This is a genomic window from Sodalis glossinidius str. 'morsitans' (assembly GCF_000010085.1).
In the GTDB taxonomy this organism is placed as follows: Bacteria; Pseudomonadota; Gammaproteobacteria; order Enterobacterales; family Enterobacteriaceae; genus Sodalis; species Sodalis glossinidius.
Genome location: NC_007712.1, coordinates 1,785,941 through 1,809,163, shown reverse-complemented (window position 1 = coordinate 1,809,163; position 23,223 = coordinate 1,785,941). Strand labels below are relative to the sequence as shown.

The window sequence follows — 23,223 nt, the reverse complement described above, 5'->3', positions numbered from 1 at the left end:
CCAGCGCTGCATATCCGCATTATTGGCTAATGCTGCTTCAGCGACGGCGTCAGTGACTGTATTGATTTCCTCGGTCAGACGTGCACCATCCTCCGCCGTCAAAAAGCCTTCGGTGATATTGCCGAGAATTTCCGACGCATCGGACGAGGATTCGCCCCTGACCCACGGCGTCCAGTCGCCCTTGTTGCCAATGCGGTCCACCAGTCTTGCCCGGTACCAGCGGCTGACACCGGCAGGCAGCGGGCCATGCTGATAATTGACCGCCGGATAGGGCACATTGGCCAGCAGTAACGGATTCTGGCCGTCCGAGGTGGTCGAGGGCGCATGCCCCCAGGGTGAAGAGACCTCGGCGGCATTGACGGCGCGTACGCGCACATCATATCCCCCGGCGTAAATACCCTGCACACTAAAACCCTGTGCACTGGTTTCGCCCACATTCACCCAGTCGCCCTTATCCCGACGCCACTGGGCGAGGTAGTTGATGGCCCCGTCCACCTTCTCCCACGACGTCTGGAGGGTAGCGACCGTTATCCCCTGAACAATATGGTCTGTTTCCGTTATCACGATAGACTGTGGCGCAGGCATCACGCTTGAGGGCGTCACCGTGACCGGCAGTGGCGTAATGCTTACCCCGTCATCGATGTAGCGGTATTTGTTCAGATCATGCTGTACCCAGCAATGCTAAAAGTGCCGTCGTCATTGGCGCTGACCGAGGTCACCCGATAGTAGCGTATCGCCAGGCGGTCGCTATCAATGCTTGATGCGCACCGCGTCCAGATTCAGGTCACTGAAGGCATGCACCCACGGCGACGACGTTTTGACGGCGATGCCTACCGCCACCTCGTTATCCACCTCCGGCATGCCCTGAATGTAGTCCTTATCTTGTGTGCCCTTGCGGTATTCCCAGACGACGCCGGTAAAATTATACGACCCATCATCATTCGCCAGCGGGGTATTGTTGAGAAAGATATTTTGTGCGGTTAGCTCGCCCTGGATTTCACATTCAGAGAGCGCCAGCAGCATTTTAAGCTTCGACACCGACAGCGGGTGCTCTGCTCCGTCGGCGTATGACCGCCACCGCCACCGCCTTTGGCCCCCTGAATTATTGTCGCGTTTTTAAGCAGTTGCATGGTTTACCTACTGCTGGTCGCTGGCAAAAACACCGGCGCTGATGACCGCACCGCCGATTTCCCGCTGGCCGTACAACACCGGCACCGGGTAGTCCATCGCCACCGTGTTGACAGGCGCGCCAAAAGCATAGTTGGGTTTATTGTCGGCACTCGATGATTTCCCGACGCCGTAATTGGGCTGCGGCGTCATCAGCTTTACCACCCCGCCCAGCAGCATCGAGGTCCCGAGGCCAGTCAGCAGGGTTGATGCCGCCACGCCGAACAGCGCCAGCGAGGTTCCTGCGGTAAAAAAGGCCCCGGCCAGCGCGGCGGCACCTAACACCACCTGTAAAAAACCTCCGGGTTTGGCCCCTTCAATCACCGGCATAATAACGATATCCCGGTCACCCTTGCTCATCTCAAACTGCTCAATGCCAATATTTTCCGTGCCGTTAAAAAAGGCAAAACGAATACCGTCATGGTGGGCGTTACTCATAGTGTTTTCAAAGCCGGGCAGCGTGACACAAAGCGCCCGGAGTGCCTCTTTCACATCAGCAACATGGTAACGATGGGTGCGACCAAAGCGTTTGCCCAGCGCCCCCTTAAGTTTAATGGTTCTCAGCATGTAAACGCTCCTTGTGGCGCACGATGCGCACCGTCCTGTCGCGGTAATAGCGGCCATACGGCGTTCGCGCCGACAGTTTGCCAAACAGATGGTGAAGCATAAGGTTATCCCCGAGATAGACGGCAGCGTGATTGGTGACCGGGGCCGATACCTGCATCATGATAATGTCGCCAGCGCGCATCGTCTCAGGCACTACCTCAACAAAGCCCACCCCCTGCCAGTTATCGTCATAGCGGTTTTCGTGTCCTTCCGTCCACCATTCATACGCCACAGAGAAATTAGGCAGCCGAATACTGTATGTCTGCCGGTAGTAGTCCATAATCAGTGTCCAGCAGTCATCAAACCCCAGCACCCAGGCTCGCCCCGTCAGTGGCCGTTCCCCTCTGGGCGACAGGGTGCAAAAATCTCCGTCCGGCCACGACATAATGCCCATTCCACCCCGCTATAATCGCACTGTAGCCGGTCAAGCTTTGAGGGAAGGAGCCGCACCACATCGGGATGCGAATGCACTATCATCACGATATCGCCCTGCACTGCCGCCTGCGCATAATCGTCCGGGGCTAGCGTAAAATGGTCCGTCGGAGACGGGTGGATATTGCGACACGGCAGGTAGTGCGCCCCTGTAGCCGTCTGAACAATCAGCCCGCACGCTTCTTTCGGGTATTCCCGCACCACATGCTCGCGGATGGGGCCTAACAGTGTCTCATCCATGTTACCGTCCCTGGAGGTTAGCGCTGGGTTGACCACCAAATGATAACGGCTGGTCGGGGCCGAAACGCGATTTACAATCCGCCAGTCGACCGCCACAAACATCTTTGGACGGGTCATTGGTTGGTACGCCGGCCTTGGTGAAATATTTTATCCCCTGATAGTCACAGCCATTACCGGAGCGATACCAGCCGCGCATCGCCCAGATACAGACCGGCGAAATCTGGCGCGTCGGGAGCTGAAGGTTTTGGATGTCGAAGGGGGTGCACAGCTCAAAATCCATCTGCTCCGGGGTCTCTGACACCTTGGCGTTGACGTAAAACAGCTGCACCCGCTCCTTGTAGCGGCTGACATTGGATTCATTCCACCCTGCCAGCTTTGAAAAGCTGCGCTGGGTCAGTGCAGACATAGCCAGCAGCAGGTCGGTTTCGACGCGGTTAATCTCATGTGTGTCAGGTTTGCTTGGATTTGCATAATCCATAAGTGATAATCCTTTGTGTGGTAATCAATAGACGTGACAATGCCGTGAGCAAGTCACAGTGAGTGGGTACTGTGGGATGTTGAGTTCGGCACATTTCAGTGCCTTCCGTAGGACGAATGTCCGTTGTGAAGGTGGTACTACTGGTTAGGCCGCATGTAATTCAGGCCAAATTTTTTCCCAGTCGTATGGATGAAGCTGTTTTCTCAAAATTGCCTTGTTGCTTGCAATCTCTATGTACACATAGCTCTGCACCAAGCTTTTGCTCCGTACTTATAGCCTTTCGCAAATAACCAACGCTAGTGCCACAAGATTGAGCAAAAGATCTCTGCTCTTCCAACGATAGAGAGTTTAGGTAGATCCTTAATTCTTCCATAATATTCCCCTGTAATCACAACCATATATTACCCATAAGTAACATTAAAATCAACACCCAAAGGAAATTTACTTACAGGTAACTTTGCATATGATCGTTCAGATGGATAAGTATGAAAAAAGACGCCTCCGTCTTATTGAAATAAAAGACTCTTTGTGTAGAGGAAAAGTAGTCGATCTAGCCCGTCGCATTGACCGGGAGCAGTCTTACGTCTCAAGAATGCTCTATCCCGAAGGAAAAAAATGGAAGAAGCGTATTGCTGATGACATGGTTGAAGTAATCGAGACTGCCTTTAATCTTCCTAGGGGATGGCTAGATGGTCTTAATGCAGGAATAGACATAAAAAAAGAAAGAGTGCTAACAAAGCAACATGAAATTTTACTTGATTTATTTGATGGATTACCAAAAAGTAGAAAAGATAAATTTATCAAAGAATTAGCTGAAGAAAAGGCTGAAGTTGATAAGCTCTTAGCTGAGATGTTAGAACTTCGTCAAAATCAGGCAAGCTAGTGTAATAGTACCTCTCTTCCCTCCATTCACCTCCCCATTTTCATAATCTAAGCGTCCTAGCCTTCCAGCAGTCATCCCCCTCGGGGGAATAAAAATTTTATAATTAAAATCAATATTATAACAAAAAAAACAGAAATAAATCCTCATTAGCACTTGCCGTAAAATTATCTATGGATAATACTTTTATCCGTCAATCCACCAGAAAGCCGCAAGACAAGCCAAACGGTGGGATAGCAGATTGATTACTCGTGCTCTATGGAAGGCACTGAAACGTGCCAAACCTTTGCCCAGATGTTTTTAGGGTATAGTGAATGTGTAGGCTGATACACAAAGAATGGTCGCTATGCATGGTCAGTGAATAAGGCCACGGCTCAGAGGCTAAACCATGAATGCCGGAGATCAGCACTGGCCACCACACCACCAAAACCATCTGTTGGAGGTGAACATGCAAGCAACTATTATTTACGGTAAATCAATTAACCCTGTCGTAAAAGATAATGCGCGGAGCCGTCGGCAAAAACGGCGCAGGGCCGAAGAAGTCGATAATGGCCTTGTAGCATCACGCATTGACAGGGCATTAGGACTGAAGCCAGAGAAACAGCAATATCCATGATGGGAAAAACTCAGCAAACGCAAACCCGCACCACCGCTTGATTTAAGTACACTGACCCAGTACCAAGAGCAAATCACCCTTTCCGCTCAGAAGCACATGAAAGCCAGATATCCACATCGCGGGGCGGTCGTGGAATTTGAAGAGGGTTCGTGCTGCTTGGAGAATGTGGCGTTATTTCAGGCGGAGTTTAGAGCATCAAAAGCAATATCGGCGAAGTGATATTTTTACAAGATGATGCTAAACCCAATTACTGGATGTATATTTTTCAATCAATGCGGTGATGGATTCTTAACCCTTCAATGAAGAACAGCAAAAAATTCATAGAAGCCTTCATCAAAAAGTACATGTATACTTCAAGATGCATGAGAAAGAAGCGCGATGGACTTACTAACTAAGCCTTCTGCTGGATGAGATAATGCATTTTGCAGTATTTTAAATACATAAAATAAGAGCCGGGAGTTTAACGTTTTAAAAAAACAAATGATCAGATTATTCTTAAAAAAATATTAAGAGATAAAAAAACGAACTTGATGAAGAAATAACAGACTCTGATTTTTTTTGAAATTTATTCGGCATCAGAAATTACTAAAAACCACAATGTCACATATGATGACATTACATATAGTATAGTTGGAGGGAGTGGCGACGGTGGATTTAATTCAATATTCACATTCATAAATGAAAAACTACAAAAAGAAAATACTAAAATTAATACACAGATAAGGAAAAATCACATTGAATTAGTTATAATTTAATCGAAGACATCACCTACATTTAAAGAAGACGCAATCAATAAATTTCGTGAAACAGTAAAAGATTTCTTCGATTTATCTAATGATATTGCTGAACTCAAGCAAAGATATAATCCGCTTTTGTTAGAAAAAGCATCTATATTCAAAATATGCTTATTCTAAATTAGCAACAACCTTTCCAACACTTGTAATAAGATTTTTTATGCTACACAAGGATTAAGGTCTGAAATACATGAGAATGTAAAAAGCAAAGTTCATAAGCTCCAAGAAGATATAAAAAGACTATTTAGCAATGCATCATTCGAGTTTGAGTTCATTGACTCTAGCACATTACTGGAAATGAGTCACAATATACAATCTACTTCACGCACATTAAAGATTTCAGAACAGCCTATAAGCATCTCAGCAGGAAGTTATATTTGTTTAGCCTCTTTAAAAAAGTATTATGATTTCATCTGCGACAATGGGGCATTAGTCAAAAGCATTTTTGAATCTAACGTCAGAGATTATCAAGGGAGTGTTACAGTAAACACAGTAATTCCCATGACGCTTCAAAATGAAAATTTAGATGATTTCTGGTATTTAAATAATGGCGTGACGATCATCACACCAAAAGCGATTAGCGCGGGAAAACAATTAACCATTGAGGACCCTCAAATAGTTAATGGACTCCAAACATCTCATGAAATATACCATCACTTTTCTGAAGTTACAAATAATAAAAACGATGATCGCTCGATTTTAATTAGAATTATTTGTGAACAAAATAAGGAGGCGCGGGATAGAATAATTCGTGCAACAAATAGTCAAACAGCTATTATTCCCTCTTCATTAAGAAGTTCAGATGTAATTTACAGAAATATAGAAGACTACTTTAAAGCCAACGACTTTTACTATGATAGGAATAAAAACTTCTATAAAAACTCAGGGAAGCCAGCATCAACAATAATAAGCATTGCTTACTTAGCACAAGCAATGATGGCCATAGTTTTACTCAAACCAGACACCGCAAGAGCTCGACCATCTACATTGCTCAATTCTGATGTTGAATATAAAAAGATTTTTAGTCTGGACATTAATATTGATATTTATCTAAAAGTGACATTAATCATTAAAACCACAGAAGCATTTTTAAAGAGTAATTCAGAAAAGTTCACTCTCGATACTAAAACAATAACAAATATTAAGTTTTACGTTGCGATGGTTACGGCAATCAAGCTCCTTGGTACAAAGAAAAAAATAATTGATAATTTATCATCTATTTCGCGTATAAACATAAACGATGATATTTTACTCGAAAGTTTAGACATTGTTTTAGAAGAGTTTAATCTTTTAGGAAGTGATGATAAAACAGCCAAAGGCCCTTCGCTTACTCTAGCAATTCTTAAGTCGGTCTAGTTTTGACATCCTCCCCGCTCTGAAAGACGGGGCTTTACGGCGCACTGAGTAAGCTTCATATACATCCCTCCCTGTCCTAGTGACATATCATTCCGACAAATGGAGGATGTCAACCTGGAAACAGTTATCTACACATCCACCTTACTGTTGGGGAATAGCAGCAACCCTCGCCGCCTGAGAGGGTCAACAAAGCAGGCACTTAACACGACAGGCGGGGACATTTTCAGCGAGGTAATCATTTAATAACCGGAGAATAGTCGATGTCCATGATTTCTATTTTTGGCGATGACGGCATATGCTTAAAAAACATTACCGCCAACATAAAGTTCGATATTGCTGAATTAAAATACGAAAATCGTGCAACAGTAAGTTGGCCTTAGATAGGCGAAGTTAGCCCGAGAATTGCTAGAGAATTTGCGCGTGAAATTATACGTGTGGCCGATGAGATAGAAAATAAGCTTGAGGAAATCAATAGACTCAGTCTGTAAGCTCATAGCGTCGTCAACATTACCACGGAGACCACCATGCAAAAGCTCATTAACGAATTCGACCACCTGATAGCGCCGGGGACGATTGTTACTAATATAATCCTGTCTGGCGTTGTAGACGACTACGGCGATATAATGCAAAAAAAATGATAATTCTGACTTTTTTAGCGTCCATATCCGAGGCCACGACGGTTTACTACGGGCCATCGGCGACTTCTCAGACCGTGAGGACGCACTCGCTTATGCCGCGAGGATGGTTGAGAAATATCAGGCACCACTAACGGACAATACCCGGAAGTTATTAAACGATTAGGAGCATAAAATAGATTTATGGCAGATGATGTCGATTTAGCCAGCCAACACGAAGAAGCTTTCCGCCAACACCAGATTGCCCATTATCGAGAAGAGAAATTATCCCTAACCGGTCGTTGCTATAATTGTGAAGACCCAGCCGAGGGTAATTTCTGCTGCAAAGAATGTGGGGAAGATTGGGAGAAGAGGAAATATTTTGATAGTCAACAAAGGATTGAATGATGCAACTTAACAAGCCTCGTATAACGACCTTCAACCATCCAAATTTCGGTGAGATGGTCGCCGTCACCAATGGCAGTAACAATATTAACGATTCGCGTTATTTGATGAACGTAGAAGAGTATCCATACGATGACCATGAGACAATGGTATATAAATCAACCATTGCCTATCTGGTGGAGGAAAATAAGCGACTCAAGAAGCAGGTACGCAAGTTAACGCGGGTGTATGACTGAAGCTATTTCAGCAATTTCAAAATAGCGGTCATAAGGCCAACGGCAGCAATAAGCATCCCACCAACACGAACCGTCATCTGTAGTCCCAATTTATCGAACCTGTTAGCAATATCCTTGCGAACATCGGCTATCTCTGCTGATAGGTCCTTACGGACATCGGCTATCTCTGCTGATAGGTCCTTACGGACATCGGCTATCTCTGCTGATAGGTCCTTACGGACATCGGCTATCTCTGCTGATAGGTCCTTACGGACATCGGCTATCTCTGCTGATAGGTCCTTACGGACATCGGCTATCTCTGCTGATAGGTCCTTACGGACATCGGCTATCTCTGCTGATAGGTCCTTACGGACATCGGCTATCTCTACTGATAGGTCCTTACGGACATCGGCTATCTCTGCTGATAGGTCCTTACGGACATCGGCTATCTCTGCTGATAGGTCCTTACGGACATCGGCTATCTCTGCTGATAGGTCCTTACGAACATCGGCTATATCGCGCTTCACCTCAGCAATATCAGCCTTGGTAGCCACATCTGCCACCTCATGAGATTTGCGCACGACGAGCGAAATCGCCTTGGCTTGCTCACTGGTAAGCCCGGCTGTCTGAAGCTCTTCTGACGCCTGCAATGTATCAAATGCAACTTGTCCCATGGGGGATCCTCCTGTTTAGGCCAAGTGTAGCGTATCCACCACATCAACGGAAGGAGTTACCTCCATGAACTACAACCAAACTGTGCGTTGCCACTGCCCGCGGGTCGCTCACTGCAAAAATGTGTGAGGCATTCATAAAGCTTTTGATGCAGGCGTGAAGGGGCTTGCGCCCAGAAGAACCCGCATTCCACAAAGGCTACAGCGATTTTGTGCAGATGACAGGATGCATGCTGTTAAGAACTTGAACTCTTCTCCGAAAACTTGACTCGCATGTTTTAAGGGACTGTCGAAAGATGCTTGAAGCGCTCAATATTCAATCTCCCCAAATCTGGGGAGATTACCAAGACTCATCAGGACGCATTTACCAAGAGGCTTTACTCGACCAAGACCTCACGATGACACTCGTCATGGGGTACAGCATTGATCTTCGTCATAAAGTCGTCAAACGCTGGCGGGAACCGGAAGAACAAGCCAAGAAACCCACCATTCCGCAAACATACCCCGATGCACTGCGCCTCGCTGCAGAATTAGCAGAGGAAAAGCAACTTTTGGCATTGGTCAATAAAAAAACAAGAAGAGGAGATTCATTGTTTACAAAATTTATTCCAGGTAGGAATGACTCCATCACAGTTCTGCAAGCAACTTAACGGGGTAAATGTTATGGGGGTAAATCTGTTTCTAGCAGAGCGTAATTTCCTCTACGACGGACAGAAAGAGGAAAACAAACCTTATGAGTGGCGTGTAAAGGCTTATGCACGCGACAAATACTTTACTAAAAAAATTGTCACCGTTAACACCGAAAAAGGCAAGAAGAAATTTTATGAGGTCATTCTTTTAAAAGAAGGCGCTAAATGGCTTTATCGCCACTACCTCAAAGGCGAGCTTCCGATGATGAAGAAAAGCTGGAACGGCGAATTCACTCATGACAAATATCTTCAGGCCGCATAAGGACAAACACCATGACCAAAATCATTGCCTACAAAGGCTTTAACGCCGACCTGACTTGCCGTGGTTATCAGTTCGAGATCGGGAAAACCTACCATATTGAAGGCGACGGGTCCGCCGCAGACGTTAGTGGTGTCGGATCGGTTGCCGCGTCTCTCGGCGCGCAAGGAAAGAACGCTCAGCAAGGATTTAGATTTTGGGGGATTGACCAAGTTTATACTGCACTGGCTCCGGTACTGGCAAAATATGGGCTGGTCATTCTTCCCCAAATTGTTGAGCGGACGGTGACCGAAAGAGCAACCACAAAAGGCGGTGTACTGTTTTATGTTACGGTCAAAGCTGAATTTGACTTTGTTGCAACAGAAGACGGCTCAAAACACACCGTGACGACCTATGGCGAGGCGATGTCCATTGCTTACAAATATGCTGCCTTTCAAGCTTTTTGCATACCCACGGAAGAAACAGCTATTGATGCCGATGCTGAAGTGCATGAAGTGGCAGCACCTACACCAGATGATATTCTTAAATCCTTCACCGAGCAGGCAATGACTGTTCAATCATTACATGAACTCCAAATAGAATTTGGAAAAATCTGGAAGCCGTTGAATGGTACGGCGCAGCATTCATTGCCAGTCAAGCAGGGATATGGCGAGCATGAAAAAGTCACTTGGGTACAGTGCCGTATGTTTGGGGCAAGAGCAGAGAAATTACCCTGTTATCTCACCAAAGGGACGAAAATAACCGTTACAGGGCAATTCGTTCTCGAAAGCTGGACAGCCAAAGACGGCACCGAGAAATCAACGCCGGTCGTTATTGTTAATGAGATTGATTTCACCAGCAAACAGGAGGGACGGCCTCAGCAAAATAAACCGACAGTAAGTGATGAAGCTCCACCGCCGTTTGATGATAATATCCCCTTTTAGATTCTAACCCTACAGATTAATGCAATTCATGGCTGACTCTCGGTCAGGGAGTAGGCTATCTGTAATACAGGAGTTCAACATGGACACAAATAGCCATAAAATAATGGTTCGCTTTTACAATGCCAGTGGTACTGCATGGCAATTCCCCGACGGAGCAATCATTCATAATGCTTATGAGGCTCAGCGTAAAGCCGATAAATTAGGTATGATTTTAGAAAAACGAAATCTACGGCGCTTTTCCAACTCACATTAACGCTATTGAGGTGAAACATGAATGGTTTACTCACTGGATTACTCGCTCGCCGGGAGACCTGCTTTATCGAAGAAATTAAAAAACTGGAAAACCGCATTATCCGCATGGAAAATCAGGCCGATACAGAATGCTGGCTGCTTAAAGATGATATCCGACAAACACAATTTGAAGCGGACTGCAAGCTTATTGGGGAATATGAGGAAGGCATTCGTTCTGGACTGCCAAAAGAGGAAATACTGGCCTCTCTGGTAAATGGTGCGCTGCATCGGATTCAAGCGACCATGCAATAAATAACCCCGGCTGTCGCATGGCAGCCTGAAATCACCTCACCACTGCACACCAGGTGTGCAACTCTATTTCTACGATTCGCCATTCCCCCGCCTGCTCGCCGTCATGACGAACGGCGCAGCGGCTTGATTTAGCAGAGGCAAATAATGGCATACATCACATTATCCGAATGGAATCGGCGGCAAGCCCGTCCGCGCTGTATGGAAACGATTAGGAGGGCCGTCAGAACGGGAAAATTTCGCCCTCTAGCAATATTTGAAGGACAGGAATATTTGGTTGACGAAACGGCCACAAGGCTAAGTCGTAACGATACATTTTACCCGTCTAGCGCAACTCCACCATCATTAGTATCGAGGATAAAACATGGCACGCCGGAGAAGCCATAAGAACCGCGATTTGCCGCCAAACCTGCAACCCCGCAATGGCGGCTACATCTGCTACCGTGACCCACGCACGGGAAAAGAATATGGCCTAGGATGCAATCGTCGCGAGGCCATTACGCAAGCTATCGCGGCTAATATGGCGATTTATGGCTCATCAAAGCAATCACCGCTCGTTGACAGCATCAGCGGCACACAGGCGACCACAGTTAACGAATGGACTACACGTTATCTGGAAATATTGGAGAGCCGAAAGCTTAAGCCGAAAACGATGAGTGAGTATAATAAATACCTGAAGGCCGTTAACGCCTACTTGGGCAAGTTTGCTATTCAGAAAGTAGAAACCAAAGACATTGCCGACTTCCTGTACCAATGGGCAAAGGCGGGGAAAGTGACAATGGCGAACTGCATCAGAGCGTTGTTACGTGACCTGTTTCGTGAAGCGATTGCTGAGGGGCTGCTCAAAAGCAATCCAGCCGAAGCCACCCGAAACCAACGTATAGATATTCAACGGGAACGCATAACCTTGGATGCGTGGAAGCTTATACGCAAGGCAGCGGATACATTACCTGCATGGGTCGGCCCTTGCCTTGATCTTGCTTTAGTCACCGGTCAACGCTTAGGGGATATACAAGCACTACGCTGGGAGGATATCAAAGACGGACGTCTTTACATTAAACAGGCGAAAACAGGCATGATTGCTTGCGTTCTCCGAGACAACCCGCATCGACTGTCTCAACTTATGTCTTTCTGATGTACTAAACCGGTTTAGGACATTAAACAACAGCGGAGCGCATATTGTCGCCGATGCAGGACATGAGAAATTTTCTGCGAAAACACTCTCCGCTGGATTTCGGAAAGCTCACAAGGCATCTAACATGGGAACGTAACCCTCCCCCATTTCATGAAATCAGAAGTTTGGCAGCGCGACTTTACACCGATGAGAAAGGTAGGGATTATGCGCAAAAATTGCTAGGACACAAGTCATCCGAGATGACAGATAAGTACCGGGATGTAAGAGGGTCGGAGTGGGCTGAGATTGAATGATTTCGATCGAATTTCGAGTAATTCCGATCGATAGCTTGTAACAAGCTGAATTAAAAAGCTAATGTTTTAATGGCGCTATCCTGTGCATAGCGCCCCACCCGTTTCGATGCCCACATTATGCCGCGCGGCTGATTGCGTCACACGCGCTTAGCGGCTACACTCCGCGCTCTCAATCCAAACAGGATCGGTAAAGCTATGTCCCCCGCCTGGGAAGCGTTAACACATATTTATTTTATCGGACTGTTAATTGCAGCACCCGTTACCTTCCTGCTCAGTCAGGATCCTTCCCTACGCATTCGTCTGTTTACTGCAAAAATCATTTGACCTGGCCGATGAGCCTGCCAGTAATGCTGTTATTCGCCTTGTTCTGACGTCGTCCGCTGGCGCGCCATGCAAGCTGCCTACGATCGCGCCCGAGGTTATCATCCGCTGGAGCTGTACGCTTTCCACACCCATCGCATCAGCCCGCTAATATGTCGATAATGCTCCTACATCAAAATTTTTAACTATTAATTTGCCACCGTGAAGCAAAATGCCTATCCCTTGTTTAGAGTTAGTGCTCCACATGCAAGTTTGTAGTTTGCCCATTTTTTTCGGGCCTGCAGGCCCGCTTTTTTTGCCGCTGCCGCACGGTGAATTCGGTATACTCACGGTTCCGTGAAGCTGACATAGACATTCCCATTAGCAAAAAGCCCAGCGTTATGCGCCATCACCGCCGTCAACCCGCGTCAACGCAGGGTCCCCCGTGTTATCCTGTTCAATAAACCTTATGACGTGCTTCCTCAATTCAGCGATGACGCCGGTCGCGCTACTCTCAAGGATTTTTATGCTGCAGGTAGGCTGTATCGGGACAGTGAAGGCCTGATGCTCAAAGACGGGCTGACTTTGCCTGCCGGCGTGGAGGCCGTTTCGCAGCCTGAATGGTTATGGCCGCGAACGCCGCCGATTCGCGTGCGCGCCTCCATCCCTACCCGCTAGCTGCGGGTGACGCTGGTTGAGGGGAAAAACCGCCAGGTGCGCCGCATGACCGCAGACATCGGACATCCGACGCTGCGGCTGATTCGCTATCAAATCGCGGATTGGTGCCTGGACGGTCTGGTGCCGGGAGAGTGGCGCGATATTACTCTAAAATAACGTTTCTCAACGCCCACGGAGGACAAGAGCCGCTATGTTCAAGCCCCATGTTACCGTTGCCTGCGTGGTGCAGGCGGAGAGCCAGTTTCTAGTGGTCGAGGAAACGATTCACGGCCAGCCGCGCTGGAACCAGCCTGCCGGCCATCTCGAGGCGGACAAAACCCTTATTGAGGCGGCGCAGCGTGAATTGTGGGAAGAATCGGGTATTCGCGCCTTGCCCCAGGCGCTGCTGCAGATATATCAATGGATTGCGCCCGATAACACCCCTTTTCTGCGGTTTTTGTTCGCCATTTTATCTGCCGCGTTGCGTGACGGCTATCCCGCAGGATGACGATATCGACCGCTGCCTGTGGCTGCCGGCTGAATCCATTTTCTCCTCCAATCAGCTGCGCTACGCCGCTGGTGGCGGAGAGTCTTCGTTGTTATCAGCGCGGCGAGCGCCTGCCGCTGGATCTGCTCCAGGCGTTCAACTGGCCATTCTAACGGTCACGATTCCGGCGAGGCCGTATGAGCGGCGCGCCGCGCCCCCCCGTTGCCGTAGCAGGGCGTAGCCATTGCCCGCACGGCCGAAGGTGGCGGCCCGGGGGTCGATCATGATAAAATACGCCGCCTGTTTTACTGCGCCGCGCAACGCGCGGCGGTCATCCCGTTCGTGAGAATCCCATGTCAGATAATGGTCAAAAAAAAGTAATCGTCGGCATGTCCGGCGGTGTCGACTCTTCCGTCTCCGCCTGGTTGCTACAGCAGCAGGGTTATCGGGTGGAGGGACTGTTCATGAAAAACTGGGAGGAGGACGACAACGAGGAGTATTGCACCGCGGCAAGCGATCTGGCCGATGCCAGGGCGGTGTGCGATACCTTGGGTATCGCGCTGCATACCGTCAATTTCGCCGCCGAATATTGGGATAACGTTTTCGCGCACTTTCTCGCCGAATACCAGGTGGGCCGCACCCCCAATCCGGATATTCTGTGCAATAAGGAAATTAAATTCAAAGCGTTCCTGGAGTTCGCCGACGACGATCTCGGCGCCGACTATATCGCCACTGGCCATTACGTGCGCCGCGCCGACGTGAACGGCAAAAGCCGCCTGCTGCGCGGTCTGGATGATAATAAAGACCAGAGCTATTTTCTATATACTCTGGGCCATGCGCAGCTCGCGCGCTGCCTGTTTCCAATAGGGGAACTGGCGAAACCAGAAGTGCGCCGCATTGCCGCTGATCTTGGCCTGGCGACGGCCGCCAAAAAGGATTCCACCGGCATTTGTTTCATTGGCGAGCGGAAGTTTCGCGATTTCCTCGGCCGCTACCTGCCGGTGCAGCCGGGGGCGATCGTGTCGGTTGACGGCCAGGAGGTGGGTCGCCACCAGGGGCTGATGTACCATACTCTGGGTCAGCGTAAAGGATTGGGCATCGGCGGAACCCGCGACGGCAGCGAGGATCCCTGGTATGTGGTAGATAAAGATCTTGACCATAACCGGCTGATTGTCGCTCAGGGCCACCAGCATCCACGGCTAATGTCTACCGGTCTTACCGCAGGTCAGCTACACTGGGTTGAACGGGAACCGCTTACCGAAGCGCTGCGCTGCACGGTGAAAATCCGTTATCGCCAGCCCGATATAGCTTGTCTGGTAACGCCACAGGCGGACGGACGTTTGCAGGTGACCTTCGACCAGCCCGTCACCGCCGTCACGCCGGGCCAATCGGCGGTGTTTTATCTGGCGGAACGCTGTTTGGGCGGCGGGATAATAGAAGCGCGCCAACCCTTAAGTCACTAAGACGCACCCGCAGCACAGGGTGCCGTCAGGCGCGGCGCTTGCTGCTGTGTTTGAAAGCACTTTTATGGCATGATCACGCAAGCGTTGTGCGCCTGGCGCGCCGTTGACCGGACGCCTGACGGGTGGACTTAACCTCAGGGATGGATACAGGAGTCATCTTGGCCAAGAATTATTTCGACATTACGCTGGCGCTGGCGGGCGTGTGCCAGAGCGCGCGGCTGGTACAGCAGCTCGCACATCAAAGCCAGTGCGATGAGCCGCCGCTGCGCGTCTCGCTCCAGAGTCTGCTGGATTTGAATCCGCCGTCGGTGCGCGCGGTCTACGGCGATAACCCGGCCAATCTGCGGATGGGATTGGAGACGCTGCAGAACGTGCTGAATGCGTCGTCGCGCGAGGGACTGGGCGCCGAGCTGACCTGGTATACTCTGGGGCTGATAGTGCTTGAACGCAAGCTGAACGGTAATCGTGGCGCGCAGGCGGAGTTAAGCCGCCGCATCGACGCGCTTGACCGTCAGCTCAGCCATTTTGATTTACTGTCGGACACGCTTATCAGCGCGATGGCCAGCATTTATGTGGACATCATCAGCCCGCTCGGACCGCGTATTCAGGTCACCGGCGCGCCGGTGGTATTGCAAAACACACAGATTCAGGCCAAAGTGCGCGCCGTACTGCTGGCAGGCATCCGCTCCGCCGTGCTGTGGCAGCAGGTTGGCGGCGGCAGATTTCAGCTTATGTTCGCCCGCAACCGATTGTTCAAAAAAGCTAAACAGATACTTTCACATACTTAATCTCCAGGAGTCGCAATCGATGGAATTATCCTCTCTGACCGCCGTTTCGCCTATAGACGGCCGCTACGGCGACAAAGTCAGTCCGCTACGCGCTATTTTCAGTGAATTCGGTTTGCTGAAATTTCGCGTACAGGTGGAAGTACGCTGGCTGCAAAAGCTGGCCGCCTTTGACGCTATTAAAGAGGTCCCCCCTTTTGACGACCACGCAAACGGTTTCCTTGACGCCATTGTCGCGAACTTCAGCGTAGAGGATGCCGAGCGCATCAAAATCATTGAACGTACCACCAATCATGATGTGAAAGCGGTAGAATATTTTTTGAAGGAGAAGGTCGCCGGGCAACCGGCACTGCAGGCGGTAAGTGAATTCATCCATTTCGCCTGCACCTCCGAGGATATCAACAATCTTTCCCACGCGCTGATGCTAGCCACCGCCCGCGAATCCGTTCTGCTACCGGCCTGGCGCGAGATTATCGCGGCGGTAACGGCGCTGGCCGAACGCTATCGCGATATCCCCCTGCTATCGCGCACCCACGGACAGCCGGCGACGCCCTCAACTATGGGCAAAGAAGTGGCCAATGTTTCCTATCGTATGACGCGGCAATATCGTCAGTTGGAACGAGTAGAGATACTGGGCAAAATTAACGGCGCCGTCGGCAATTATAATGCCCATATGGTCGCCTATCCCGAAGTGAACTGGCATCGGTTCAGCGAGGAGTTCGTCACCGGGCTCGGTATTGGCTGGAACCCCTATACTACTCAAATCGAGCCGCATGATTATATCGCCGAAATGTTTGACTGCATTGCGCGGTTCAATACTATCGTTATCGATTTTGACCGTGACGTGTGGGGTTATATCGCCCTCAATCATTTCAAACAGCGCACCGTCGCCGGCGAAATCGGTTCTTCGACCATGCCGCATAAAGTGAACCCTATCGATTTCGAGAACTCGGAAGGGAATCTTGGCCTGGCGAATGCGGTGATGAATCACCTGGCGGCAAAACTGCCCATTTCGCGCTGGCAGCGGGATTTGACCGATTCCACCGTGCTGCGCAATTTAGGTGTCGGGATGGGTTATGCACTTATCGCATACCAGTCTACGCTAAAAGGAATCAGTAAATTGGAGGTGAATGAAGCCTATTTGCTGGCAGAATTGGACAACAATTGGGAAGTCCTGGCTGAACCCATACAGACGGTGATGCGCCGCTACGGAATTGAAAAACCGTACGAGAAGCTGAAAGAGCTTACCCGCGGCAAGCGCGTCGATGCTGAGGGTATGCAAGCCTTTATTGATAATCTGCCGTTGCCGGAAGCGGGGAAAGTACGGCTAAAAACGCTGACGCCAGCTAATTATATCGGCCGCGCCACGACAATGGTTGACGAATTAAAATAAGCGACGAAAAGGGAACCTGCGCCCGACCCTGGTTCCCTCTCTGTTTATGCGGAGTTTAGTCACTCTCTGGGATACTCTTATCCGGTAAGATATTCCTTCCAACCGGGAGGATAACCGCTTAACAAGACGGATTGCGCCACCGGATCCGTTAAGGGTGATTTTATTAGGAGCTGCAATGCGAGTTCTGGTAATAGAAGATAATTCTCTTCTTCGTCATCATCTGATGGTACAGATGCGTGAAATGGGGCACCAGGTGGATGCCGCCGCGGACGCCCGGGAGGCGGACTACTTTCTAAATGAGCATCCACCCGATATCGCTATTGTCGATTTAGGCCTGCCCGATGAGGACGGTCTCAATCTTATTCGCCGCTGGCGAAGCCATCAGGTGAAAATTCCCCTGCTGGTGCTCACTGCCCGGGAAGGCTGGCAGGACAAAGTCACGGTTCTGGAAGCCGGCGCTGATGACTATGTCACAAAGCCTTTTCATCTGGAAGAGGTGGTAGCACGCATGCAGGCGTTAATGCGCCGCAACAGCGGTCTGGCGTCGCAGGTTATCGAACTGCCACCTTTCCTCATTGATCTTTCGCGCCGTGAGCTTATGATTAATGAGGTTAATATCAGGCTCACTGCGTTTGAATATACCATTATCGAGACACTGATACGCAACGCCGGCAAAGTCGTCAGCAAGGATTCGCTGATGCTGCAACTTTATCCCGACGCTGAATTGCGCGAGAGTCACACCATCGACGTGTTAATGGGGCGTCTGCGGAAAAAAATGCAGGCCAATTACCCGTATGAAGTGATCACCACAGTTCGCGGTCAGGGCTACCGTTTTGATGTTAACTAGGCTCTATGACCCTATTTCCGTTACGCCACAAAAAACCGTTTTCCCTGCGCGTCAGATTCTTGCTGGCGGCAGCCTGCGTAGTTCTGGCTCTCTCTCTGTGCTACGGCATGGTGGCCGTCATTGGCTACAGCGTCAGCTTTGATAAAACGTCATTCCGCCTGCTGCGCGGCGAAAGTAATCTTTTTTTCAGTCTGGCGCAGTGGAAGGACAATAAGCTGTCAATCGCCGTGCCGCCGAATATCGATATCAATTTTGCCGCCCTGGTGCTGATCTATGATGAAAATGGCCATATTCTCTGGCGCCAGCGCTATGTACCGGCGCTGGAGTCGCGCTTACAGCAGGACTGGCTGACCAAGACTGGCTATTTTGAGCTCGATACCGATACGCGCACCAGTAGCGCGGTGGTGGGGGATAATCCCAGCGCCCAGGTTCAGCTGAAAGAGTTCGACAGCAGCAACGACAATGCTCTGACCCACTCCGTGGCGGTCAACCGCTATCCGGCTACCGGCCGCCTGCCGCCGCTGACCATTGTGGTCGTCGATACCATTCCTCATGAGCTGCAGCGCACCGATCTGGTGTGGGAATGGTTCAGCTACGTTCTGCTTGCCAATCTGCTGCTGGTGGTGCCGCTGCTGTGGCTGGCGGCGCACTGGAGCCTGCGCCCCATCAAGGATTTAGTTCGCCAGGTGCGCGAGCTGGAGGTGGGCGAGCGGGAACGCCTTGACGAGAACCCGCCGTGTGAGCTGGACATTCTGGTGCGCAACCTGAGTATCCTGCTGAATAACGAACGTCAGCGCTATCAGAAGTACCGCTCGACCCTGTCGGATTTGACCCACAGCCTGAAAACGCCGCTGGCGGTGCTGCAGACCACGCTGCGCTCCCTGCGTACCGATCGCGACACCAATATCGAAATGGCGGAGCCGATTATGCTGGAGCAAATCAGCCGGATTTCCCAACAGATAGGCTATTACCTGCATCGTGCCACCGTTCACTCGGATCATAATGTGCTGAGCCGTGAACTGCATTCCGTGCCGCCGCTGCTCGATAGCCTGTGCTCCGCGCTCAACAAGGTGTATCAACGTAAAGGCGTTTCTCTGTCACTGGATATTTCACCGGAGTTGACGTTTATCGGCGAGAAAAACGACTTTATGGAAGTGATGGGTAATATTTTGGACAACGCCTGCAAGTATTGCCTGGAGTTTGTCGAAGTCAGCGCCCGCGAAAGGGAAAGCGCGCTGCATATAATTATCGAAGATGATGGCCCCGGCATCCCCGAGTCCAAACGCACGCTCATCTTCCAGCGCGGTCAGCGCGCCGATACGCTGCGGCCCGGTCAGGGCCTGGGCCTTTCGGTGGCAGCGGAAATTCTTGAGCAATACGACGGCGACATCGTGATTGGCGAAAGTGCCCTAGGCGGGGCGTTGGTCGAAGTCATTTTCAAGCGGCAGGGGCCTCAGCCCGAAGACAACTGAGGTCGGTCACGGGCGCTCCGTCACGTTTGACGCACCGCAGGTAAAATTATCCGGCCTGTGCGGCGGCGCTATCCGTTATAATTCCTCTCAATCTCCCTGCGTTGGAACAGGCTATGGATTATCAACTTGAGCTGGACTGGAATGACTTTTTACAACGCTACTGGCAGAAACGCCCAGTCATCATTAAACGCGCGTTTCGCGATTTCGTCGACCCGCTGTCTCCGGATGAACTGGCCGGTCTGGCTATGGAAGCGGAGGTGGATAGCCGTCTGGTCAGCCATGATGACGGCGACTGGCAGTTAAGCCACGGTCCGTTTACCAGCGATGACCATTTGGGCGACCACAACTGGTCGCTGCTGGTGCAGGCGGTCGATCACTGGCACGAGCCCTCGGCGGCGCTGATGCAGCCGTTCCGCCATCTGCCCGACTGGCGGATAGACGATTTGATGATCTCGTTTTCGGTTCCCGGCGGCGGCGTCGGTCCCCATCTCGATCAGTATGATGTCTTTATTATCCAAGGCCAGGGCCGCCGGCACTGGCGCGTCGGCGATAAAACCCCGCTGAAGCAGCATTGTCCCCATCCCGATCTGCTGCAGGTTGAACCCTTTGAGGCCATCATCGACGAACAAATGGAGCCCGGCGATATGCTGTACATCCCCCCCCCGGCTTCCCCCATGAAGGTTATGCGCTGGAGAACGCGCTAAATTACTCCGTCGGCTTCAGGGCACCGAGCAGCCGCGAGCTGATCAGCGGTTTTGCCGATTATGTGCTTGCTCAAGAGCTGGGCGGCCAGCGCTACTGCGACCCCACGATTGAGCCGCGCGACGATCCTGCCCACATTCTGCCGTCAGAAGTTGACGCGCTGCGCGGCATGATGATGGCGTTGATGCAGCAGCCCGATCAATTCAACCAATGGTTCGGCGAGTTTATTTCACAATCGCACCATGAGCTGGATCTGGCGCCGCCGGAGCCGCCCTATCAGGCCGGGGAAATTTACGACTTGCTTAATCAGGGAGAAAGCCTGTATCGCGTCGGCGGACTGCGGGTCTTGCAGGTAGGCGACGACAGCTATGTTAACGGCGAAAAGATCGTCACGGCGCACCGTCAGTCCGCCGCCGCGCTTGCCGCCTGCTATGACATCAGCCGGGAACAATTGGGCGACGCGCTGGAAGACCCCTCCTTCCTGGCACTGCTGGCCGGTCTTATCAATAGCGGTTACTGGTATTTCAAAAACTGATCCCGGCTGAAGGCTGGAATGGCGCTCAGGCCTCCGTTTTGCGACGGGGGCCTTTTTTACATCGGCTTGATACTATCTCTGGCCAGGCGGCTACGCCGTAAGCAATGACCGTCCCCTGCCTCATCGACGATGGCACCGGTACCGCGGGCTTCAAGCGTCAGGGGAAGCGAATTCGTGTTTGCCGTGATAATTATACCCGCCGGTAAACACATTCGGGCAAGGCAGCCCACGCCAGGAAAGCTGGGCGCCATCGGTACCGCCGCGGATGGGCTTGATGACCGGCTCGACGCCGCACTCCACCATCGCCTGCCGTGCCAGTTCAATGATATGGGGATGCTTGGCGACATGCTCATGCATATTGTAATAGCTGTCCTCAATCGTCAGCTCGATATAGCAATCCGGATGCAGCCCTTCCCCCAGCGTTTCTGCGTTGGTTATCATGAACTGCTTACGTTCTTCAAACCGCTGGCGGTCGAAGTTCCGCACGATATAGTGCATTTCCGCCTTGTCCACGCTGCCTTTCATCGTATTGAGGTGATAAAAGCCCTCGTAGCCGGCGGTCGCCTCCGGGCTTTCCGACGGGGGCATCATCTGATGATAGCGGGTGGCCAGCGACAACGCGTTAACCATCACTCCCTTGGCGGTGCCCGGATGTACGTTATTGCCGACGATCTTCACCGTTACCGAAGCGGCGTTGAAATTTTCGTATTCCAGCTCGCCCAGGCCGCTGCCGTCCAGGGCGTAGGCCCACTCGGCGCCGAAACGCGCGATATCAAAAAACTGCGTCCCCTTGCCGACCTCCTCATCCGGGGTAAACGCGATTCGGATAGGGCCGTGGGGCGTATTCTGCTCTTTGAGTCGCACCATCGCGGTAACAATCTCCGCCAGCCCGGCTTTATCGTCGGCACCGAGCAAAGTCTTACCATCGGTCGTGATAAGCGTATGGCCTATCAGTTGGTGCAGCACTGGGAACATGACCGGCGAAAGAACCTCATCGCCGTTGCCAAGAGCGATATCGCCGCCGCGGTACTGCTCCACAATTTGCGGATTCACGTTTTTACCTGTGAAATCCGGCGCGGTATCCATATGGGCGATAAAACCGATGACCGGCACCAGTCAGGACACATTCGACGGCAACGTTGCCATCAGGCAGCCATGATCGCTAAGGGTAATATCCGTCAGCCCCAGCGCGGTCAGTTCTTCCTGCAGCGCTTGGGCCAGTTTCCATTGACCGTCGTGCTGGGCACATGCTTTACGCCGGGCTTGGACTGGGTATCAAAAGATACGTAATGTAAAAAACGATCGAGTAATTTATTCATTGTTTCCGCCTGTCTCTTCGCTACGGCCCATTATGACCAGCGACGCGCTGGAAAATATTGTGTCAGGTCAGTTTTATGCCTGAAGAGAGCAAAACCGACGGCTCAGCCGCGCTGGGCGATAAAGCCGTCGATAAACTCGCGGGTCCACTGGGGCACGCAACGGCTGGCCGGGCCATAGAATTTTTCCTCGAACTGGCTTTCTACCTGGCTCGGTGCCAGATTCAACTCAATGGTGCGTGCGCCGAAAAGGCGAGCTTCATGCACGAAGCCGGCGGCCGGGTAAACATGCCCCGAGGTGCCAATCGCCAGAAAATAGTCGGTGCGGGCCAGCGCATGATAAATGTCGTCCATCCCGAGCGGCATTTCACCAAACCACACCACATGAGGACGCAGCACGGCGGGAAACTGACAGCAATGACAACGGTCGGTCTCCGTCACGTCGTCGACCCAGTCAAGGATCTGGCCGCTTTGGCTGCAGCGTACCTTCAGCAACTCCCCGTGTATATGGATAATGCGGCGGTTACCGGCACGTTCGTGCAGATTATCGATATTTTGGGTAATCAGCAGAAAGTTATCGCCCAGCATCTGCTCCAGTTCAGCCAGTGCCAGATGGGCGGCATTCGGCGCGATCTCCAGTTGCTGCAGCTGACGGCGGCGAGCGTTATAAAACGCCTGCACCAGCGCAGGACCGCGGGCAAAGCCTTCGGGCGTGGCGACATCCTCCACCCGGTGATCCTCCCACAACCCGTCCTCGGCCCGGAAAGTGTGAATCCCCGACTCGGCGGAAATACCCGCCCCTGTCAGTACCACAACAAAAGGTTTTTTCATTTTGGTCACCGCTAGTGAGTCCCGGTGAAAAATACGGGCGCGCAGGCGCTGTTGCTTTAACCTTTTACCTTTGCGAAACCGGATTAACCGGCGATGTATACGCATGCCCGCTGTTCCTTATA

At 51.0% G+C, this 23,223-nt stretch carries 24 protein-coding genes and 7 pseudogenes; 23 read left to right on the top strand and 8 right to left on the bottom strand.

The features are described 5' to 3' along the window. Positions 1 to 84: 84 nt before the first annotated feature. The 5 genes and pseudogenes from SGP1_RS36290 to SGP1_RS09360 form a co-directional block, all read right to left on the bottom strand. A pseudogene (locus SGP1_RS36290) lies at positions 85 to 758 on the bottom strand (host specificity protein); the annotation flags it as partial. Continuing rightward, positions 751 to 1,038 carry a hypothetical protein gene (locus SGP1_RS33120; protein WP_243466041.1) on the bottom strand — a complete coding sequence of 96 codons (288 nt, stop codon included), beginning with the start codon at positions 1,036 to 1,038 and terminating at the stop codon, positions 751 to 753. The pseudogene SGP1_RS36290 and the gene SGP1_RS33120, both read right to left, overlap by 8 nt. A gap of 99 nt (positions 1,039 to 1,137) precedes the next feature. Further along, positions 1,138 to 1,734, bottom strand: a complete 597-nt coding sequence (locus tag SGP1_RS09370) for a tail assembly protein (protein WP_011410950.1) — start codon at positions 1,732 to 1,734, stop codon at positions 1,138 to 1,140. Further along, positions 1,718 to 2,445, bottom strand: a pseudogene (locus SGP1_RS09365) (C40 family peptidase). The gene SGP1_RS09370 and the pseudogene SGP1_RS09365 overlap by 17 nt, the downstream one beginning before the upstream one ends. A 1-nt stretch (position 2,446) precedes the next feature. Continuing rightward, positions 2,447 to 2,923, bottom strand: coding sequence for a phage minor tail protein L (locus tag SGP1_RS09360; RefSeq protein WP_083764716.1), 477 nt, complete (start codon positions 2,921 to 2,923; stop codon positions 2,447 to 2,449). Positions 2,924 to 3,398: 475 nt separating this feature from the next. On the opposite strand from SGP1_RS09360, the gene SGP1_RS09355 reads away from it, so the two are divergent. From SGP1_RS09355 to SGP1_RS09340, 5 genes are all read left to right on the top strand, one after another. Beyond that, entirely contained in the window at positions 3,399 to 3,806 is a 408-nt protein-coding gene (locus SGP1_RS09355; protein ID WP_041867463.1) for a hypothetical protein, read from the top strand. A gap of 385 nt (positions 3,807 to 4,191) precedes the next feature. After that, on the top strand, positions 4,192 to 4,419 hold the full coding sequence (locus SGP1_RS33115) for a hypothetical protein (protein ID WP_243466206.1): 228 nt from the start codon (positions 4,192 to 4,194) through the stop codon (positions 4,417 to 4,419). Positions 4,420 to 5,510: 1,091 nt separating this feature from the next. After that, a complete protein-coding gene (locus tag SGP1_RS25570) occupies positions 5,511 to 6,569 on the top strand; it encodes an AIPR family protein (protein WP_083764715.1) in 1,059 nt (352 codons plus the stop codon). A gap of 818 nt (positions 6,570 to 7,387) precedes the next feature. After that, entirely contained in the window at positions 7,388 to 7,591 is a 204-nt protein-coding gene (locus tag SGP1_RS09345; protein ID WP_041866814.1) for a hypothetical protein, read from the top strand. After that, positions 7,588 to 7,824: a DUF1374 domain-containing protein gene (locus SGP1_RS09340; protein ID WP_148203443.1), complete on the top strand. Its 237-nt coding sequence runs from the start codon at positions 7,588 to 7,590 to the stop codon at positions 7,822 to 7,824. The genes SGP1_RS09345 and SGP1_RS09340 overlap by 4 nt, the downstream gene beginning before the upstream one ends. Positions 7,825 to 7,826: 2 nt before the next feature. On the opposite strand, the gene SGP1_RS09335 is transcribed toward SGP1_RS09340, so the two are convergent. Beyond that, a complete protein-coding gene (locus SGP1_RS09335) occupies positions 7,827 to 8,477 on the bottom strand; it encodes a hypothetical protein (RefSeq protein WP_011410949.1) in 651 nt (216 codons plus the stop codon). Positions 8,478 to 8,770: 293 nt separating this feature from the next. Between SGP1_RS09335 and SGP1_RS23835 the strand changes: the two genes are divergently transcribed. The 18 genes and pseudogenes from SGP1_RS23835 to SGP1_RS09270 all read left to right on the top strand — a co-directional run bounded on the left by SGP1_RS23835 (position 8,771) and on the right by SGP1_RS09270 (position 20,954). Continuing rightward, positions 8,771 to 9,124 carry a hypothetical protein gene (locus SGP1_RS23835; RefSeq protein ID WP_050747542.1) on the top strand — a complete coding sequence of 118 codons (354 nt, stop codon included), beginning with the start codon at positions 8,771 to 8,773 and terminating at the stop codon, positions 9,122 to 9,124. A gap of 13 nt (positions 9,125 to 9,137) precedes the next feature. Continuing rightward, positions 9,138 to 9,425, top strand: coding sequence for a hypothetical protein (locus tag SGP1_RS23830; protein WP_050747541.1), 288 nt, complete (start codon positions 9,138 to 9,140; stop codon positions 9,423 to 9,425). A gap of 11 nt (positions 9,426 to 9,436) precedes the next feature. Next, positions 9,437 to 10,048 (top strand): annotated as a pseudogene (locus SGP1_RS31390) (ERF family protein); the annotation flags it as partial. A 57-nt stretch (positions 10,049 to 10,105) separates the two neighbouring features. Beyond that, positions 10,106 to 10,345 (top strand): single-stranded DNA-binding protein, encoded by a 240-nt coding sequence (locus tag SGP1_RS33110; RefSeq protein ID WP_243466272.1) that lies wholly within the window; start codon positions 10,106 to 10,108, stop codon positions 10,343 to 10,345. A 79-nt stretch (positions 10,346 to 10,424) separates the two neighbouring features. Next, positions 10,425 to 10,598: a hypothetical protein gene (locus SGP1_RS30690; RefSeq protein WP_158302366.1), complete on the top strand. Its 174-nt coding sequence runs from the start codon at positions 10,425 to 10,427 to the stop codon at positions 10,596 to 10,598. 17 nt (positions 10,599 to 10,615) lie between these two features. After that, the gene (locus tag SGP1_RS09315) at positions 10,616 to 10,888 is read left to right on the top strand and encodes a hypothetical protein (protein WP_041866812.1); all 273 of its coding nucleotides are present in this window, start codon (positions 10,616 to 10,618) and stop codon (positions 10,886 to 10,888) included. 144 nt (positions 10,889 to 11,032) lie between these two features. Further along, positions 11,033 to 11,272: an excisionase gene (locus SGP1_RS36285; RefSeq protein ID WP_083764714.1), complete on the top strand. Its 240-nt coding sequence runs from the start codon at positions 11,033 to 11,035 to the stop codon at positions 11,270 to 11,272. Next, entirely contained in the window at positions 11,250 to 12,020 is a 771-nt protein-coding gene (locus SGP1_RS09310) for a phage integrase Arm DNA-binding domain-containing protein (RefSeq protein WP_011410947.1), read from the top strand. The genes SGP1_RS36285 and SGP1_RS09310 overlap by 23 nt, the downstream gene beginning before the upstream one ends. A gap of 53 nt (positions 12,021 to 12,073) precedes the next feature. Further along, complete coding sequence (locus SGP1_RS27045; RefSeq protein ID WP_083764713.1) at positions 12,074 to 12,313, top strand: tyrosine-type recombinase/integrase; 240 nt, start codon at positions 12,074 to 12,076, stop codon at positions 12,311 to 12,313. A gap of 195 nt (positions 12,314 to 12,508) precedes the next feature. Then, complete coding sequence (locus SGP1_RS27040) at positions 12,509 to 12,637, top strand: GhoT/OrtT family toxin (protein ID WP_083764712.1); 129 nt, start codon at positions 12,509 to 12,511, stop codon at positions 12,635 to 12,637. A 384-nt stretch (positions 12,638 to 13,021) separates the two neighbouring features. Continuing rightward, positions 13,022 to 13,447 (top strand): annotated as a pseudogene (locus SGP1_RS09305) (hypothetical protein). A 34-nt stretch (positions 13,448 to 13,481) separates the two neighbouring features. After that, positions 13,482 to 13,930 (top strand): annotated as a pseudogene (locus SGP1_RS29500) (NUDIX domain-containing protein). A 180-nt stretch (positions 13,931 to 14,110) separates the two neighbouring features. Then, positions 14,111 to 15,220 carry a tRNA 2-thiouridine(34) synthase MnmA gene (gene mnmA, locus SGP1_RS09295; protein ID WP_011410945.1) on the top strand — a complete coding sequence of 370 codons (1,110 nt, stop codon included), beginning with the start codon at positions 14,111 to 14,113 and terminating at the stop codon, positions 15,218 to 15,220. A 158-nt stretch (positions 15,221 to 15,378) separates the two neighbouring features. Beyond that, positions 15,379 to 16,008 (top strand): high frequency lysogenization protein HflD, encoded by a 630-nt coding sequence (gene hflD, locus SGP1_RS09290; protein ID WP_011410944.1) that lies wholly within the window; start codon positions 15,379 to 15,381, stop codon positions 16,006 to 16,008. Between the two features lie 19 nt (positions 16,009 to 16,027). Then, the gene (purB, locus tag SGP1_RS09285) at positions 16,028 to 17,398 is read left to right on the top strand and encodes an adenylosuccinate lyase (RefSeq protein ID WP_011410943.1); all 1,371 of its coding nucleotides are present in this window, start codon (positions 16,028 to 16,030) and stop codon (positions 17,396 to 17,398) included. 175 nt (positions 17,399 to 17,573) lie between these two features. Further along, the gene (gene phoP, locus SGP1_RS09280) at positions 17,574 to 18,245 is read left to right on the top strand and encodes a two-component system response regulator PhoP (protein ID WP_011410942.1); all 672 of its coding nucleotides are present in this window, start codon (positions 17,574 to 17,576) and stop codon (positions 18,243 to 18,245) included. A gap of 5 nt (positions 18,246 to 18,250) precedes the next feature. Beyond that, the gene (gene phoQ, locus SGP1_RS09275; protein WP_011410941.1) at positions 18,251 to 19,717 is read left to right on the top strand and encodes a two-component system sensor histidine kinase PhoQ; all 1,467 of its coding nucleotides are present in this window, start codon (positions 18,251 to 18,253) and stop codon (positions 19,715 to 19,717) included. Positions 19,718 to 19,830: 113 nt separating this feature from the next. Further along, a pseudogene (locus SGP1_RS09270) lies at positions 19,831 to 20,954 on the top strand (JmjC domain-containing protein). A 150-nt stretch (positions 20,955 to 21,104) separates the two neighbouring features. Here SGP1_RS09270 and pepT read toward each other — a convergent pair. Together pepT and cobB are read right to left on the bottom strand one after the other, a co-directional pair. Further along, a pseudogene (pepT, locus tag SGP1_RS09265) lies at positions 21,105 to 22,273 on the bottom strand (peptidase T). Between the two features lie 102 nt (positions 22,274 to 22,375). Then, a complete protein-coding gene (cobB, locus tag SGP1_RS09260; RefSeq protein WP_011410939.1) occupies positions 22,376 to 23,206 on the bottom strand; it encodes a Sir2 family NAD+-dependent deacetylase in 831 nt (276 codons plus the stop codon). Positions 23,207 to 23,223: the final 17 nt, after the last annotated feature.